This is a genomic window from uncultured Cellulomonas sp., assembly GCF_963527515.1.
Lineage (GTDB): Bacteria > Actinomycetota > Actinomycetes > Actinomycetales > Cellulomonadaceae > Cellulomonas.
Genome location: NZ_CAURTV010000009.1, coordinates 26,910 through 43,449, shown reverse-complemented (window position 1 = coordinate 43,449; position 16,540 = coordinate 26,910). Strand labels below are relative to the sequence as shown.

Here is a 16,540-nt window from a genome sequence, read left to right as displayed (position 1 = left end):
GGCCGGCCCGCCACGGCGGGAACCACTCCCTCGAGGAGCTCTCTCATGAACCTGTCACCCCGGCTCGCGCTCACCGCACTCGTCACCGGCATCGCCCTCCTGGCCGCCGCTCCCGCCGCACAGGCTGCACCGTCCGCGCAGGACCAGGCGTGGATGGCAAGCGCACACCAGGGGAACCTTGCTGAGATCGCCGCCGGTCAGGCCGCCGTCGCGCAGGCCTCCACGGACACCGTGCGCCAGCTCGGTCAGATGCTCATCACCGACCACACCACCCTCGACGCCAGCCTCACGGCAGCCGCGACGCAGCTGGGGGTCACGCTGCCCACGACGCCCACGCCACAGCAGCAGGCCGACCTCAGCGCGGTGACGGCCACGAGCGGCGCGGCGTTCGACAGCGCCTGGATCGCCCTGCAGATCGCCGCACACCGCGCCACGTTGGCCGCCGGTGAGACCGAGCTGGCGAGCGGCTCCGAGCAGCAGGTCAAGGACCTCGCTGCCGCGGCGGCACCGGTGGTCCAGCACCACCTCGACGAGGCCCTCGCCGCGGCGCCGCAGTTCGGTGTGCCGACGTCGGTCCCGGCCGGCTCCGGCGGGCAGGCGGCCACCGGGACGAGCTCGCTGGGCGTGGCGCTCGTGGGCGCCGGGCTGCTGCTCGTCGTCGTGGCCGGGACCCGGGTCGTCCGTCGACGTGCCTGACCACCATGCGCGGCCGGAGCAGCGCCGGTACCTGAGCGTCTCGATGCTCGGTGCCGGGCTGCTCCTGGTCGCGGCGGGCGCTGCCCTGACCTCCGGACCGGACGCGTTCGAGGTTGCCGACGCGTCCGCGGCCCGGCTGACGCCCGTCGCGTCGTCGCCGGCTCCGGTGAGGTCGACCCCACCGCCCGCGTCGACGCGTGCCGAGCCCGCCCCGCCCGTCGCCCTGGGCGTGGATGCCCTGGCTCTGGCCGCCTCGGTGGAGCCGGTCCTCGTCGACCCCGACGGAGCCCTGGCCCTGCCCGCGGACCCGGGCGTCCTGGGGTGGTGGGCGATGAGCGCCCCCCCCGGCGCTCCCACGGGGACGACGCTGATCGCCGCGCACGTGGACGCTCCCAGTCACGGTCCGGGCCCGATGGCTGCCCTGGCCCGTGCACCGATGGGCACCGTGCTCACCGTCACCGACGCCGCAGGCGCCTCGTACTCCTTCACGCTGACCGAGCGCCGCTCCCTCGACAAGTCCGAGCTCCCGTCCGACCTGTTCGCTGCCCAGGGCCCGGCCCGGTTGGTGCTGATCACCTGCGGTGGCCCGTTCGACCGCGCCACGGGCCACTACCGGGACAACGTCGTCCTGTTCGCGAGCCCGTCGTGAGGGGCCGCCCGCCCCGTCGGGCACGAGTGGCGCTCCCGCGCACCGGGGCGCACGATCGAGGCAGGTCGTGCAGCAGCCCGGGGCCCACGCACGACCCTGGGAGGTCCGGGATGAGCGAGCACACCGGCAGCCCGTGGGTCTGCGCCGACTGCGGCAAGGAGCATCCCTTCCCGTCGTTGGCCCGGGCCTGCGAGAGCCGGCACGAGCGTGATCGCCTGGCGGCTGCGAGCGCGCGGGTGCTGGCGGTCGACGGGGCGCGTCCGGCGGTGCCCTGAGACGATCCCCGTGCGCATGCGCATGCGGACGCCGTGCGACGTAGGCATCGACACCGGCATCGACACCGCCTCGGCAGGCGGATCGGCCTCGGGCGCCGCAGAATCGCTGGACCGACGACACCCGGACCACCTCCGAGGTGGCCCACGAAGGAGGCGCACGTGAGCGTCCGTCCCACCGTCCTCCTCGGTCCCTTCTCCCGTGGCTGACGGCGCCGTCCTGGTCGTGGGCGCGTCGAGCGGCATCGGGCGCGCGACGGCCCAGGCTCTCGCCGCTCGCGGACGGCCCCTGGTCCTCTCCTCGCGGTCGGCCGACGTCCTCGAGACCGTCGCCACCGAGTGCCGCTCGGCTGCGGAGCGCCACGGCGTCGCCGGACTGCGCGTCACCGTCGTCCCGGCCGACGTCAGTGACCGAGCATCGATCGACGCCCTCTTCGCCCGTGCCCGCTCGGTGCACGGGCGGATCGACGCGGTCGTGAACACGGTCGCCGTCGTGGCGTACGGGCGGTTCGACGAGGTCCCGGCGGAGGCGTTCGACCGGGTGATGGAGGTCAACCTGGTCGGCACGGCGAACGTCGCCCGCCGCGCGCTCGCCACCTTCTCCGAGCAGGGAGGCGGGCACCTGGTGGTCGTCGGGTCGCTGCTCGGCCGGATCGCCACCCCGTGGATGAGCACGTACGTCACCAGCAAGTGGGCGGTGCACGGGCTCGCGCGGACTCTGCAGATCGAGGCACGCCAGGTGCCAGGCGTGCACGTGTCGCTCATCAGTCCCGGAGGCGTCGACACCCCGGTGTACTCGCAGGCCGCCGCCTACGGGGGACGCAACGGCCGCCCCCCGCCCCCCGTGAGCAGGCCCGAGGACGTGGCCGCGGCGATCGTGCGGGTCCTCGACCGCCCGCGACGAACCGTCTCGGTCGGCCTGGCGAACCACGTCGCCGAGGCGGGCTTCCGCTACCTTCCGGGCATCTACGACCGTCTGGTCCGCCCCCTCATGTTTGCCGGCGGTCTCTCCCGGCGCCGCGTGGCGACGCACCCGGGCAACCTGTGGGCGCCGACGCCGTCGGGTGAGGCCGTGCACGGCGGCTGGGGTCGGCACTGGCTGCGCGGCGTGGCTGCCGGCGGGCTGGTGGGGACCGCCCTGGTGGTCCGGCGGATCGTGCACCGGAGCTGAGCAGGAGGACGCATGAGTGTGCGCACGGTGGACGCGGTGGTCATCGGTGCCGGCCCCAACGGCCTCGTCGCGGCGAACGCGCTGGTCGACGCCGGGTGGGAGGTGCTGGTCCTCGAGGCTCAGGACGCGCCCGGCGGGGCAGTCCGGACCGCCGAGGTGACCGCGCCGGGCTTCCGCACCGACCTCTTCAGTGCCTTCTACCCGCTGGCCGCCGCCTCCCCCGTCATCCGGGGGCTGCACCTCGAGGACCACGGCCTGCGGTGGGTGCACGCCCCCCGGGTCCTCGCGCACGCGCTCGACGACGGCCGCGCGGCGGTGCTGCACCGGAGCGTGGAGGACACCGCCGCCGGCCTGGAGGAGTTCGCACCCGGCGACGGCGACGCCTGGACGGCGCTGGCCGCGGCGTGGCAGCGGATCCGCGACCCCCTGCTCGACGCGCTCTTCACCCCGCTGCCGCCGGTCGTCTCGGCGGCCCGGCTGCTCCGGCGCCTCGGCGTCTCCGGAGGCCTGGACCTCGCGCGGCTCGCTGTGCTCCCGGTGCGACGCCTCTCCGACGAGCACTTCCGCGGCGACGGGGGCGGCCTGCTGCTCACCGGCAACGCGATGCACGCGGACGTCCCACCGGACGCCGCGGGCAGCGGGGTGTTCGGCTGGCTGCTCGCGATGCTGGGGCAGGACGTCGGCTTCCCGGTCCCGCAGGGCGGCGCGGGCGTCCTGGCGCAGTCCCTGGTCTCCCGGCTCGAAGCGGGCGGAGGGCGCCTGGAGACGGGCACGCCCGTGGACCGGGTCCTCGTCGCCGGCCGACGGGCCGTCGGCGTACGGACCGCCGCCGGGCAGCACGTCCGCGCGCGGCACGCGGTGCTGGCCGACGTCACCGCTCCGGCCCTGTACCGCGAGCTCGTCGCCCCCGAGCACCTGCCGGCCCGCGTGCTGCGCGACCTCGACCGCTTCCAGTGGGACCACCCCACCTTCAAGGTCAACTGGGCGTTGGACCGCCCCGTGCCCTGGACCGCCCCGGGGGCGCACGGCGCGGGCACCGTGCACCTGGGCGTCGACCGGCTGGGCTTCACCGACGTGGCCGCCGACCTGTCGACGGGACGCATCCCCGACCGTCCGTTCCTGCTGTTCGGTCAGATGACCACGGCCGACGCCACGCGCTCGCCCGCGGGGACCGAGTCGGCCTGGGCCTACACGCACGTCCCGCACGGTGTGGACTGGACTGCGGCGGAGGTCTCCGCCGAGGTCGAGCGCGTCGAGGCCGCGATCACCCGGGTGGCACCCGAGTTCGCCGCGTCCGTGCTCTCCCGGCACGTGCAGAGTCCCGCCGACCTGGAGCGGGCCAACTCCAGCCTGCGCGGCGGAGCCGTCAACGGCGGCACGTCCGCTGTCCACCAGCAGCTGTTCTTCCGACCGACGCCAGGACTCGGCCGGCCCGAGACGCCGATCGACGGGCTGTTCCTGGCCAGCGCCTCGGCGCACCCCGGCGGCGGGGTGCACGGCGCCTGCGGCTGGAATGCCGCGCGGGCCGCCCTGGGGGCCGCGAGCGGGACGGGCGCCCTGCGTCGCCTCCTCGCCCGGACCGTCTGGGACCGGGTGCTGCGGGAGCCCTGACGGACGGGGGCGCTCGACGTGCGGACCCCTCGAGAGCCGGGTTAGCGTCGGGACGGCGCGAAGCCGGCGGCGCCGACGCGATCTGCTGAGGAGTCCCAGATGCACGCACTGACCTGGCAAGGACGAGAGAACGTCAGCGTCGAGCAGGTGCCCGATCCGACCATCGAGCAGCCGACCGACGCGATCGTCCGGGTCACGTCCACCGCGATCTGCGGCTCGGACCTGCACCTCTACTCCGTCCTCGGGGCCTACCTCGACAAGGGCGACATCCTCGGCCACGAGGCGATGGGCGTGGTCGAGGCCGTGGGTGCCGAGGCAGGGTCGCTCCGGGTGGGCGACCGCGTCGTCGTGCCGTTCGGCATCGCCTGCGGCACGTGCTGGATGTGCAGCCGGGGCCTGTACTCCCAGTGCGAGACGACGCAGGTCACCGCGCAGGGCAAGGGCGCGGCGCTGTTCGGGTACACCAAGCTCTACGGGCAGGTGCCCGGCGGTCAGGCGCAGTACCTGCGCGTGCCACAGGCCCAGTTCGGGCCGGTCGTCGTCCCGGACGACGGGAGCCCGGACGAGCGGTACCTGTTCCTGTCCGACGTGCTCCCGACCGCGTGGCAGGCGGTCGAGTACGCGGAGGTCCCCGCCGGCGGCACGGTCGCCGTGCTGGGGCTGGGACCGATCGGCCAGATGGCTGCGCGCATCGCCGCGCACCGTGGCGCGTCGCGGGTGGTCGGGATCGACCTGGTCCCCGAGCGGCTCGCGATGGCGCGCCGGCACGGCATCGACGTCATCGACCTCGCCAGCACTGACGACCTCGTGGCCGCCGTGCAGGACCTCACCGACGGCCGCGGCGTGGACTCGGCCGTCGACGCGGTGGGCATGGAGGCGCACGGCTCGCCCGTCGCAGCGGTGGGACAGCGCGCGGCCACCCTGCTCCCGGACGCGCTCGCCGCCCCGCTCATCGAGAAGGCCGCCGTGGACCGGCTCAGCGCCCTGCACTCGGCCATCGAGATCACCCGCCGGGGCGGGACCGTGTCGATCTCCGGGGTCTACGGCGGGGCGATCGACCCGATGCCGATGATGACCATGTTCGACAAGGGCCTCACGCTGCGCATGGGGCAGGCGAACGTCCGCCGGTGGATCGACGACCTGCTCCCGCTGGTGAGCGACGACGCCGACCCGCTCGGCGTCCTCGACCTGCGCACGCACCGGGTGGGTCTGCACGAGGCCCCCGCCGCGTACGAGATGTTCCAGAAGAAGCACGACGGATGCATCAAGGTCGTTCTCGACCCGTCCGCCTCGGCCTGAGCGACGGGGTGGCCGCCGCACCGGCGGCCACCCCGTCGCCCCTCTCTCACGGCAGCGCGCGGCCTCCCACCCGGAGGGTTCCCGTGAGCCGGATGTCCGCGGAGGACGAGCCGACGTAGACGGGGATGTCACCGCGTGGCGTGCGCCAGCGGTCGCGGTCCACGTCCCAGTACGACACCGACTCCGGACTGAGGGTGACCGTCACCTGCTGGCGCTCCCCCGGCTGCAGCGTCACGGTCGCCCACCCGGCGAGCACCTTGGGGGCGCTCTGCACCTGCCGGGTCGGCAGGTTGCCGACGTACACCTGCACGGTCTCGGTCCCCGCGACGGTGCCGGTGTTGCGCACGGCCACCTTCACCTGCAGCTGCGCGCCGGCACGTCGGGCACCGACCCCGGCGGCCACGTTCGTGCGCAGGTTGCGGTAGTCGAACGTGGTGTACGACAGCCCGGTCCCGAACGCGTACTGCGGGGTGATGTCAAGCTCCTCGTAGCCGCGGTAGCCGACGTAGATGCCCTCGGAGAACTGCTGGTCCAGCCCGTCGCCCGGGTACTGGGCCGGCGAGCTGACGGGGGTGCTGTCCTCGTCGACCGGGATCGTGATGGGCAGCTTGCCCGAGGGGTTGACGTCACCGAACAGGATGCGGGCCAGCGCGCCGCCCTGCTCCTGACCGCCGAACCACGAGTGCACGACGGCGGGCACGCCCTGCTCCCAGTCGGAGGTCTGGACGGCGCCCCCGGTGGCGAGCACGACGACGGTGCGCGGGTTCGCCGCGGCGACCTGGCGGATGAGCTCGGCCTGACCGTTCGGCAGGTCGAGGTCGGGCTTGTCGCCGCCCTCCGAGGAGTAGTCGCGGACCACGACGACCGCCGCCTGCGACGAGCGCGCCAGGTCGGCGGCCGCCAGCGCCTGGGGCGCGACGACGCCCTCCGGGGTGGTCCAGCCGAGCTGGAACACTGCCCCGGCGTCGGTGCCGCCGGGTCCGTTGTTGACGAACTCCACCCGCAGGTCACGCCCGACGCCGGCCGCGAGCTGGACGGCCGCGGTGGTCGTCGCCGGCGTCTCGGACGGCGTCGACGTCAGCACCGGCACATCGTCGAGGTACACCGTCGCCGTCCCGGTAGTGGTGACGGCGAGCTCGTACGTCCCGTCCACCGGGGCCGTCAGCGTGCCGGTCCACCGGATGGACGCGCCCATGCTCCGGGTCTGCACCGGGAAGTGCGGCGACTGGGCGTTGAACCCCTCGAACAGGAAGAACCCGGCGTTGATCGCGGCGTACGGGTCCGTGCGGTCCGCGAGCACCGGTCCGCCGAAGTCCGCCGTCGAGAAGTACTCGGCCCGCAGACCGGCACCGTCACCGAGCGCCGAGGTGAGGAAGTCCGACGGGATCGGATCCGGACCGGGGATCAGCGACGCGGACGTGACGCCGTCCGCGCCGGCGACGTGCCGGACCAGCACTCCGGGGCCGACCCGTGCCTGGATCCCTTCCAGCGGGCTGACGGTGTACGTCGGCTTCACCAGGGAGCTGCCACCACCGGCCACGACCGTGTCGGCATCGGCACCGATCACCGCGATCGAGCCCACGGAGCCGCTCAGCGGCAGGGCGTTCGCCTCGTTCTTCAGCAGCACCATCGCCCGCTCGGCCACGGACCGCGCGAACGCTCCGTGCTCAGCCTCGGGCAGCGCCGAGATCACGGGCGGGTTGTCGAAGAGGCCGAGCGCGAACATCGGCCGCAGGATGCGCAGGACGGCGTCGTCGATCCGAGAGACGGGCACCTGGCCCGCGCGGACGGCGTCGAGCAGCGGCCCGCAGAAGAAGCACGTGCCCGGGCCGACGTCCGGGGTGGTGTTGCCGGGCATCTCCTGGTCCATGCCCGCGAGGATCGCCTGCACGGTGCTGTGCGTGGCGCCGTAGTCGCTCATCACCCAGCCCTCGAAGTCGAGCTGCTCCTTGAGGATCCGGTTGAGCAGCTCGTCGCTCTCGCACGCGAACACGCCGTTGACCTTGTTGAACGCGCACATGGCCGAGCCCGGACGGCCCTCCTCGATGCCGATCGCGTAGGGCCGTGTGTAGATCTCCTGGAGCGCCCGCTCGTCGACGACGGCGTTCCCGCCGCTGAGCCGGTTGGTCTCCTGCGTGTACACGTTGTAGTGCTTGATGTCCGCGACGACCGGGTGGGACTGGATCCCGCGGATCTCCGCCGCCGCGATCTTCCCGGACAGCAGCGGGTCTTCGCCGAGCGCCTCGAACGCCCGCCCCGCCTGCGCCACCCGGGCGATGTCGACCGCGGGCGAGAGCAGCACGTTGTGACCGGTCCGGAACGCCTCGTCACCCGCCACCTGCCCGTACTGCTCCGCCAGCGCGGTGTCCCAGGTGGCCGCCAGCGCGATCGGGGCCGGCAGCTGCGTGGCCTCCTGGTCGTTCACGTCCGGGTTCGCGATGCGGACCCCCGCCGGCCCGTCAGCCATGGTGAGCGCAGGGATGCCCAGCCGCTCGATCGGCCCGTTGTAGAAGCCGTAGAAGTTGTTCAGCTCCCCGTGGAGCATGTTGACCTTCTCGTCCAGGGTCATCTGCCGCAGCAGCGCCCGAGCGCGCCGCGTGTCCGACCCGGACTCGTCCCACCACCACTGCGACGGCAGCGACTGCCCCTCCTGCAGACGTTCCGTGACGGCGGCCTCGCCGTCGGGATCGTCACCTGCTGCGGCTGCCGCCCCCTGGACCGGCATGGCCATCGCCGCGGCACACACCACGGCGACGAGCGACACACGGGCAGACCTGCTCCGGATTGCACTACGCATGGACCCTCCCCTGGGGTCTGACGCAGGACGTTCCACGGCCTCATTGCCTGGGTCGCTGCCCGCGCCCACCGTCTAGTAGCGCATCGCATCTCGAGCGGGTCAAGCGAGCGCGGCGCCTCACATGCACGAAAGGTCTGCTCGATAGGCCCCTGCGTCCGGGCGCTGGCCGCACGTATGTTCGTGCCGACGGGAGGGCCGCGGATGAGCGACGGTGACGGAGCAGACCGGCATCCACCGCGCCGGCTCGGCCGCCTGGCGCTCGTCGCCCTCTCACCGCTCGTTGTCGGGATCTCCCTCCTGAGTGCTGCCTCCGCCGCCTCTGCCGCCACCGCCCCGGCGGCATCGGTCGCCTCTGTCCCCTGCGACGAGGCGGACCGGTTGACGGAGGCCGGCCGCCCCCGCGACGCGCTCGCGCTGCTGGGCGACTACGCCGAGCGTGCGACCGACCCGGGAGCGACGGCCTCGCCTGCTGTGTGCTCGACGGAGCGCGCTGCCGCAGCGGGCCGCATCGCCAGGGCGGAGCACCTGGCCGGCCTGGTGCCGGTCGTCCGCGAGACGCCGACGGCGCCTGGGGACCTCCCGACCGGGTGCGGATCCCGCGTCGGCAGCCCCGCTCCTGCCGTGCCCTGGGACCGTCGATCGGTCGAAGAGGCTGCACGGACGTGCGACGCGGACGTGCCGATCCCGACGACGAACAGGATCACGGCGTTCGGCGACACGGTCGCTGCCACCGCAACCACCTACCAGCAGCCCGTGTGGCTCGCCCTCGTCGCCGCGGTCGCGGTCGTGCTCGCCATCGAGATCCTGGCGCGCCTGCTCGCCCCCGTGGTCCCCGAGCGGATGCCCTGGAACAGGTACGCGGCCGTGCGACGGACCGGCAACGTCCTGGTCCCGGTGGCCGTCGTCGTGATCTGCGCGGCCCTCGGTACGGACGAACCAGCACCGTGGGTCGTGGGCTCCGGAGTCGTCCTCGGCCTCGCGGCGCTCGCGTTCCGCACGTGGCAGCGGGCCCGCACGCCGAGCGTGCAGGTCGAGGTGAGCGCCGACGGCAAGCAGAACAAGGAGGAAGCCGTCCGCGTCGTCGCGCTGCTGCGTGAGCTCGGCGGCGAGACCCCGCGAGGGATCTTCGCCCCCGTGGGGACGGACGTCACGGAGCTGAGCGACGCCGTGCTCTCGACCACACCCACCAACCCTGTCCTCGGTCTGGTCTTCCAGGTGGTCAAGACGCTCCTGCCCAGCCGTCAGGGCCTCTGGCACGTGCTGATCGACGTCTCCACGCCGCGGCTCCAGACCGTCCAGGTCATGCGGCGCGGTCATGCCGTCGCCTCGGCAGTCGTCGACGCCGACGTCCTCAAGCTCCCGGTGACCGGTACGGCGGTTGCGGCCGGTGACGGCAGGAAGGCAGAGACGGCCGTCCCGGCACCGGATCTCTTCCAGGTGTCGGCGGCGATGGTCCTGCTCGCGATGTCGGAGAGATACCACTTCGACGGTCTGTACGGAACGACGCGGTGGGAGAGCCTCGGACTGCACTGCCTGGCCACGACCCAGTACGCCGGCAGACCCCAGGCCCGGCCGTTGCTGGTGAGGGCTGTCGAGATCGACTGGCAGAACGGGCTGGCCCGCCACGCCCTCGCCAAGGACCGGTATCGCAAGGCGGTGGACGTCGACGAGCTCCTGGTCTACGAGCGCCTCCTGCGCACGCTCCGCGAGGGACTCGCACAGGACCGGGTCCACGATCCGTCCGCTCGGTGGCTGGATCTGCGGGCGGCGATCTCGCTCTCTGTCGCCCTGGTCAACCGGTACTTCGCCGACACGAGCGCCCCTCACCGTCGCCGGCTGCTGACCGAGGCGGACTCGGCCATCGCGGACGGGCTCGGGCTGTCCGGGGCCCTGGCGACAGAGGCGCCGGCGAACCTGCTGCCGGCGAGAGCCCTGATGGAGCTCCGGCCCCTGTCCGTCACGGTCCAGATCCTGCTCACGCCCCCGGGGTCGCAGGCTCGACGGGAAGCGGTCCGCAGAGCCGCGCAGGACTACGGCTCGACGGGCCGGAGCCCCAAGGAGGCCTACGCGTGGGCGTGCTTGTGGGCTTCCGTCCCTGCCGAGCAGGACGCAGTGACGCGGGCGGTCCGCAATCTTCGGTTCGCCGACGTCGACGACGAGCTGGCGCAGTGGCGCACCCGCGACCCGCAGCTGCGCACCTTGCGCACCTGCGAGCAGTACGCGGCGGCCTATCCTCGGAAGCCGTCCACCGACGTCCTCGCGCTCCCGATGGTCGAACCGTTCGCCACCAAGCTCAGAGCCGGGGGCATCGTCACCGCCGACCAGCTGCACGACCAGCTCACGGATGCGGCGACACGGTCGGAGCTCGGTGCCATGCTCGGCGCCTTCGACGCCGCCCTGTCGCGCGTGCAGGTCGCCGCCGATCTCGTTCGGTCCGTGCCCGCCACCGTGCGCACGTGGCGGATCGAGGTGGCGAGGATCCTCCTCGCGCGCGGGCTCGAGACGGCGGAGCACGTCCGACGACTGCCTCCTGCGGAGCGCAAGATCGCGCGCGAGGCGCTCCTCGAGGAGCTCGGCACCTTCATCCCTCCCCCGAGCCGCGCCGAACGACTGGTCCTGCAGGTGTGGTTGCGACCTGCGGCGCGGCGATAGCCCGTCCGCAGACTCGATCACCAGGAATATACTTCCGACGCATCGAGTTGTGGCCGGACATGGACTTCTTCGACCTCGTGATCCGGTACGAGACGTCCCTGTGGAACCACCTCGACGACCGGCTGCGCGCCGCCGGCGAGGTGTCCCTGGCCAACCTGAGCGCGCTGCGGGTCGTCCGGCGGCACGCTGACACCGCACGGGTGCAGGAGCTGCGCACGGAGCTCGGCATCACGGTCGGGGCGGCGAGCAAGCTGGTCGACCGGCTCGAGCGCGACGGGCTCGTCGTGCGCAGCGCTCACCCCCACGACAGACGCTCCTCGCTGGTCACGCTGACCCCGGCGGGAGACGCCGCTCACGACGACGGAGTCGCCGCGCTGGACTCGGCGCTCGCCGAACACCTGGCGGGTGAGGACGTGTCCGCGGTGACGGCCCTGCTCGCCCGGCTGCACGCACGGGTCTCGATGGCGGTGGCACCGTGACCGGGGCGACGATGCGTGCCGTCGTCGTCGACCACCCGGGCGGCCCCGAGGTCCTGCAGGTGCGAGACGTGCCCGTGCCGCGCGCGGAGCCCGGTCAGGTGCTGATCCGGGTGCACGCGTTCGGGCTCAACCGGTCCGAGCTGCACTTCCGTCGCGGGCAGGCATCGTCCGGGTCGTTCCCGCGCATCCCCGGAATCGAGGCGACCGGCGTGGTCGAGTCCGCCCCCGGCGGCGAGCTGGTGCCGGGCACGCCGGTGGTCACGCTCATGGGCGGGATGGGCCGCTCGTTCGACGGCGGCTATGCCCAGTACGTGCTCGTGCCCGCCGCACAGGCCATCCCGTTCACCAGCGACCTGCCGTGGGAAGTGCTCGGGGCCGTCCCGGAGATGCTGCAGACCGCCCACGGCACGCTCGCGGTCGGGGTGCGACCGTCCGCGGGGGACGTCCTGCTCGTCCGCGGGGGCACCTCCTCGATCGGCCTGACCCTCGCCGTGCTCGGCGGGCTGCGGGGACTGACCGTCCTGTCCACGACTCGCTCCCCCGCCCGCGCCGCGCTGCTGGAGTCCGTCGGCGTCGACCACGTGCTCGTCGACGACGGCCACGTCGCCGTCCAGGTTCGCGAGCTCCACCCGCACGGGGTCGACGGGGCAGTCGAGCTCGTCGGCGTCGACGTCATGCGCGACACCCTGCGGTCCGTCCGCAGCGGCGGCACCGTCTGCTTCACCGGGATGCTCTCCGACCACTGGACGATCCCCGAGTTCTACCCGATGGACTGGCTCCCGAACGGGGTGCGGCTCACCGCCTACTCCGGCGAGGCCGCCGACCTCCCCGCACCGGTGCTCCAGGAGTTCCTCGACGCCGTCGCCGACGGTCGGGCCCGGGTGCCCGCCGGGCGCGTCTACCGCCTGGACCAGATCGCGCAGGCGCACGCCGACATGGAGGCCGGCTCGGTGGGCGGCAAGGGCGTCGTGCTCCTGTGATCGCGCCGGAGCTCTGCACCGCCCGCGCGCTCGCCCAGCGGGAGCAAGCGTCCGGCGGTGTCCCGACCGAGGGGGCTGCGCCCGGCAGAGAAGGGCCTCCGGCCACGAGCTCAGCCTCGAGTCGGCATCTCCTCGACGGACTGCACGGCATCGCCAGTGTGCGCTGCCGGCTCCGGCCGTGGCGCGCGGGTGCGCCGCAGGTGTCCAGTCGCCGTCCGAGCGGCTCCTGCCCACATCGTGCCCCCATCGCTCATCTGAACGAGAGGGCGTCCGAACACTCGAAGCGAGGGCGGGATTGAACCTAGGACCTCCGGGTCATGAGCCGAGCGTGACCCGAAAGCTGCGCGCTCAGCGCATGGTGACCGGGTGGCCGCCGAGTGCGTCGCGACCCCATTGGTCGGCGCAACGCTCGCGCCCGAGCTTTCGTGGGTGATCGCCCCCTGCCGCACGCGTGCAACCACGACTCATGCGCGGATAGTCGGCCGGGCGGTCGGGGGTGCCGGCGTCCTTGACGGCTCTGCCGCACGGGTGGACGGTGGACGGAGGCGCCCGTCTCGACAGCCGACACCCGGGAGGACCTCATGATGCGTTCTTTGCTCCGAACCCCGCCTCCGGCTCGACGGTGGCGGCTCCCCGTGGTCCTCGCACTCGCGCTGCTCGCCCTTCTCGCTCCCGCCGGGCCGTCGGTCGCGGGCGACGACCACCACAGGCAGGGGCAGAGCGCGGCGCGCGGGACGACCGGCGCCGAGTTCTGGCAGTGGGCCCTGGCCCAGCCGGCGTCCAGCAACCCGCTGCTGGACCCGACCGGCGGGCTCTGCGACGTCGGACAAACCGGCCACGCCTGGTTCCTCGCGGGCTACACGGGCGGCCCGATCACGCGCACCTGCGAGGTTCCGCGCGGCACGCGGCTGGTCTTCCCTGTGATCAATGCGTTCTACGGCGCCACCCCTGGCGACGCGCCGGAGCAGAGCACGGAGGCGTACGCCCGGAGCCAGGTCGCGGGTCTCAAGGCGGGGGCGACGGACCTCCGCGTCACCGTCAACGGGACGCCGCTGCGCTCGTCGCAGATCCGGTACGAGGAGTCCGTGGTGTTCTCGGTGACGCTTCCGGCTGACAACATCTTCGGCGTGCCCGCGGGCACGGTCGTCTCACCCACCGTGGACGCCGGCTACTACGTGACCCTGCACCCGTTCCCGCCCGGCACGCACACGATCCACATCGAGGGCGCGGTCGAGTCGGCCGGTCCACCTGGCAACTTCGCGGTGAATGTCATGTACGTCATCACCGTCCCCCGCGGCGGACCCAGGACCTGAGACGACCTCGGCCGTCAGCGCACGGCGTCCGTGCGCTCGCGCCGGGCCAACGCGCCGCCCGCCGCAACCACGCTGCGTGCTGAACGACGCCGCGGGAGTAGACGCACATCCGGGCGTGCCCGGGCTCGTTCGCTGCGAGGTTCTTGATCGACCGGAGATACAAGCAAGCGGCTCCTCAGACGAACTCTGAGAAGCCGCTGACCTGGACTTTCACTGTCGGGCTGACAGGATTTGAACCTGCGACCCCTTGACCCCCAGGGACATCCAGCGTTCACCCGTGTACGTGGATGTGCAGGTCAGACCAGGTTTCCGGTCGTACTTCACCGCGTCTGTACGGCTGCATACGCTCAGAGATGTTTCCCGAGTTGTTTCCCGGATCATCCTGCCGAATCGGGTGCGCGGACCTGGGGGTGGACGAGTGGTTCAGAGTGCGCGAAGGCGCGACAACGGTAGCGGCAGCATCGGCTACGACAAGGACGCACGCTGTTGGATCGGGATCCTCGACCTGGGCGTCGACCCTGCGGGGAAGCGCCATCGCACGAAGGTGCGCGGGACCTCGCGAGCGGACGTGCGGGCAAAGCTCGACGACCTCGTCGCACAGCGAGCCCTCGGCATCGACCTGACCCAGCGCGCGGTGACGTTCGCCGACCTGGCACTGATGTGGCTGGATCGCGGTGTCCCGCCGGGGATCACCGAGAACACCCTGGCGAACTACGAACACATGCTCTCAGCGCACGTCCTGCCAGCTGTCGGTGACTACCGCTTGGCCGACCTCAGATCCGAGCACGTCGAAGCGATACTCGACTCGATGCAGCACGCCGGGCTCGCAGCTTCAACAATGCGACACGCGCTCAACTTGTGCCGGCGAGTGCTGAGATTCGGCATGGCGCGTGACCTCGTCGTACGCAACGTTGCCGATCCGGTCCACACCCGACCGGGCCCGAAGGCGGAGCGCTACGGCTTGACCACCAAGCAGGCGAGGAAGCTGCTCGCCGCCGCTGCCGGTGATCGTCTCGGCAACCTGGTGACCGTGTCCCTGATGCTGGGTCTTCGGCCAGGCGAGGCCGCCGGCCTCACGTGGCCCGAGGTGAAACTCAAGGGCAAGCGCCCGAGCATCACGATTGCGGCGAGTCTGCGACGAACCCCGATGGGTGCCCTGGTCCTGGTGCCTCCAAAGACGAGAACCAGCAATCGCACGCTCGAGATCCCCGTTCCGGTCGTCAACGCGCTGAGAGCTCAGAAGGCATCACAGAAGGCCGATCGCGAGGCTGCCGGTTCAAGTTGGCGCAACCGCTATGACCTGGTGTTCACGACAGAGTTGGGTACCCCGCTGGACCCCTCGAACGTCCGTCGCACCTTCAGCCGACTCGCCCGTGAGGCCGGGCTCGACCACCTGCATCCACACATGTTGAGGCACGCGGCCGCCAGCCTGCTCTCCGCCGCTGGCGTCCCGATCGAGGACATCTCCGACACCCTCGGGCATCGCTCTGTGACCGTCACCGCGGAGATCTATCGCCACCCGATCGCGCCAGTGCGGTCCGGTCACGTCGCCGCCATGACGCGCCTAGGGCAGCCACGGGCAGAGCGAAGTGACTGAGTGCGGCCCGCAAGCGGAGGACGATCAGGAGTTGATCTCGTTCCGGGGTGCGCTCTGCCCGATGTTCCGGGTACTCGACCGTTCGACGTAGTCCTTGAGTGCGGACACAGGGACCTTGTGAAGTCGGCCCACGTGGACTGAGGCAACCTCTCCGGCGGCGAGAAGCTGGTACATGAACGTGCGCCCGATCCCGAGACGTGCCGCCGCTTCGGCAACTGTCAGCAGCAGCCGCTCGTCGGCTTGCACCGTGACGTTGAGGACTCGCCTCTCCCCCGCCGGCTTGCGCCGGGCGACCCTCCGGGGAACGGCGATCAGTTGGGCGTGGACATCGTTCGACATTGCTGTACTCCCGTCTCTAGGTGCGGCCATCGTGTGGAACATCGATAGAGCGATCGACTACATAGCCGGCTCCCGCTGCGGGGTGCGCGCGGACACGTGGTCGAAAGCCGACACATCACAGGCACGCAGGAAGAGCGCGGTGTCGGATCGTCGGCCTCGAACGGGACGTGCCAGTCGGGGCGCTGCCGCGCGAAGCTCGTCGGCACCTCACCGACGGAGAGAAGGTTACGAGACGGGACGGGCGTGGGTCCCACAATCATCCGTCACCCCTCGTCGAGTCGGTGCGTCTCGGCGGGCGCTCGCGGCGCCCCAGGTGCACTCCGAGCATCCGGTAAAGACCGAAGGTCTCGAGCCGTCTCCCGGCGGTCACGACAGAGCCGCAGCCGCCGGCGCCGCTCGACAGGGCGACGCTCGACAGGGACCACGCTGCCGTCCGGAGCGGAACCGTGTCACTCGCGAGGTTCGCCTGCGACTTCCTGGACGTAGCCGCCCCATCCCTCACGCCGTTCGCGTGAGGGACGGCGAGGTCGGTAGCGCCGTGACACGCTGCGGCTCATGGTCAGGTCCGTGGATGTTCTGTAGCCGCTCGTGTGGCTACTGGGCCATGTCGAGGGAGCCAGCATCACCGCAGTTCAGACTGGCGCCGCCGCCGCCGCGCTCAGGCCGTCGCTCTCGAAGCCAGCCC

Annotated in this window: 13 protein-coding genes; 11 read left to right on the top strand and 2 right to left on the bottom strand. The window is 72.3% G+C overall.

Annotation, left to right across the window (positions count from 1 at the left end):
- Nucleotides 1-45: 45 nt before the first annotated feature.
- From RYN42_RS04580 to RYN42_RS04555, 6 genes are all read left to right on the top strand, one after another.
- Entirely contained in the window at nt 46-696 is a 651-nt protein-coding gene (locus RYN42_RS04580) for a DUF4142 domain-containing protein (protein ID WP_315094119.1), read from the top strand.
- Nucleotides 689-1,345: a class F sortase gene (locus RYN42_RS04575; RefSeq protein ID WP_315094118.1), complete on the top strand. Its 657-nt coding sequence runs from the start codon at nt 689-691 to the stop codon at nt 1,343-1,345. Before RYN42_RS04580 ends, RYN42_RS04575 begins: the two co-directional genes overlap by 8 nt.
- Before the next feature lie 110 nt (nt 1,346-1,455).
- Nucleotides 1,456-1,620, top strand: coding sequence for a hypothetical protein (locus tag RYN42_RS04570; protein WP_315094116.1), 165 nt, complete (start codon nt 1,456-1,458; stop codon nt 1,618-1,620).
- 199 nt (nt 1,621-1,819) lie between these two features.
- On the top strand, nt 1,820-2,788 hold the full coding sequence (locus RYN42_RS04565) for an SDR family NAD(P)-dependent oxidoreductase (protein ID WP_315094114.1): 969 nt from the start codon (nt 1,820-1,822) through the stop codon (nt 2,786-2,788).
- A gap of 12 nt (nt 2,789-2,800) precedes the next feature.
- Nucleotides 2,801-4,399 (top strand): NAD(P)/FAD-dependent oxidoreductase, encoded by a 1,599-nt coding sequence (locus tag RYN42_RS04560; RefSeq protein WP_315094113.1) that lies wholly within the window; start codon nt 2,801-2,803, stop codon nt 4,397-4,399.
- Nucleotides 4,400-4,498: 99 nt separating this feature from the next.
- Nucleotides 4,499-5,698, top strand: coding sequence for a zinc-dependent alcohol dehydrogenase (locus RYN42_RS04555; RefSeq protein WP_315094112.1), 1,200 nt, complete (start codon nt 4,499-4,501; stop codon nt 5,696-5,698).
- Nucleotides 5,699-5,744: 46 nt separating this feature from the next.
- Here the strand turns inward: RYN42_RS04555 and RYN42_RS04550 are convergent, their stop codons facing one another.
- A complete protein-coding gene (locus tag RYN42_RS04550; protein ID WP_315094111.1) occupies nt 5,745-8,462 on the bottom strand; it encodes a glycoside hydrolase family 3 C-terminal domain-containing protein in 2,718 nt (905 codons plus the stop codon).
- A 234-nt stretch (nt 8,463-8,696) separates the two neighbouring features.
- On the opposite strand from RYN42_RS04550, the gene RYN42_RS04545 reads away from it, so the two are divergent.
- The 5 genes from RYN42_RS04545 to RYN42_RS04525 all read left to right on the top strand — a co-directional run bounded on the left by RYN42_RS04545 (nt 8,697) and on the right by RYN42_RS04525 (nt 15,516).
- Nucleotides 8,697-11,147, top strand: coding sequence for a hypothetical protein (locus RYN42_RS04545; RefSeq protein WP_315094109.1), 2,451 nt, complete (start codon nt 8,697-8,699; stop codon nt 11,145-11,147).
- A gap of 59 nt (nt 11,148-11,206) precedes the next feature.
- On the top strand, nt 11,207-11,626 hold the full coding sequence (locus RYN42_RS04540; RefSeq protein ID WP_315094107.1) for a MarR family transcriptional regulator: 420 nt from the start codon (nt 11,207-11,209) through the stop codon (nt 11,624-11,626).
- Nucleotides 11,623-12,606 carry a zinc-binding dehydrogenase gene (locus tag RYN42_RS04535; RefSeq protein WP_315094105.1) on the top strand — a complete coding sequence of 328 codons (984 nt, stop codon included), beginning with the start codon at nt 11,623-11,625 and terminating at the stop codon, nt 12,604-12,606. The genes RYN42_RS04540 and RYN42_RS04535 overlap by 4 nt, the downstream gene beginning before the upstream one ends.
- Before the next feature lie 635 nt (nt 12,607-13,241).
- A complete protein-coding gene (locus RYN42_RS04530) occupies nt 13,242-13,919 on the top strand; it encodes a hypothetical protein (protein WP_315094104.1) in 678 nt (225 codons plus the stop codon).
- 418 nt (nt 13,920-14,337) lie between these two features.
- Entirely contained in the window at nt 14,338-15,516 is a 1,179-nt protein-coding gene (locus RYN42_RS04525) for a tyrosine-type recombinase/integrase (protein ID WP_315094102.1), read from the top strand.
- 24 nt (nt 15,517-15,540) lie between these two features.
- Here RYN42_RS04525 and RYN42_RS04520 read toward each other — a convergent pair whose 3' ends face one another.
- Nucleotides 15,541-15,855 (bottom strand): helix-turn-helix domain-containing protein, encoded by a 315-nt coding sequence (locus tag RYN42_RS04520; RefSeq protein ID WP_315094100.1) that lies wholly within the window; start codon nt 15,853-15,855, stop codon nt 15,541-15,543.
- Between the last annotated feature and the right edge of the window lie 685 nt (nt 15,856-16,540).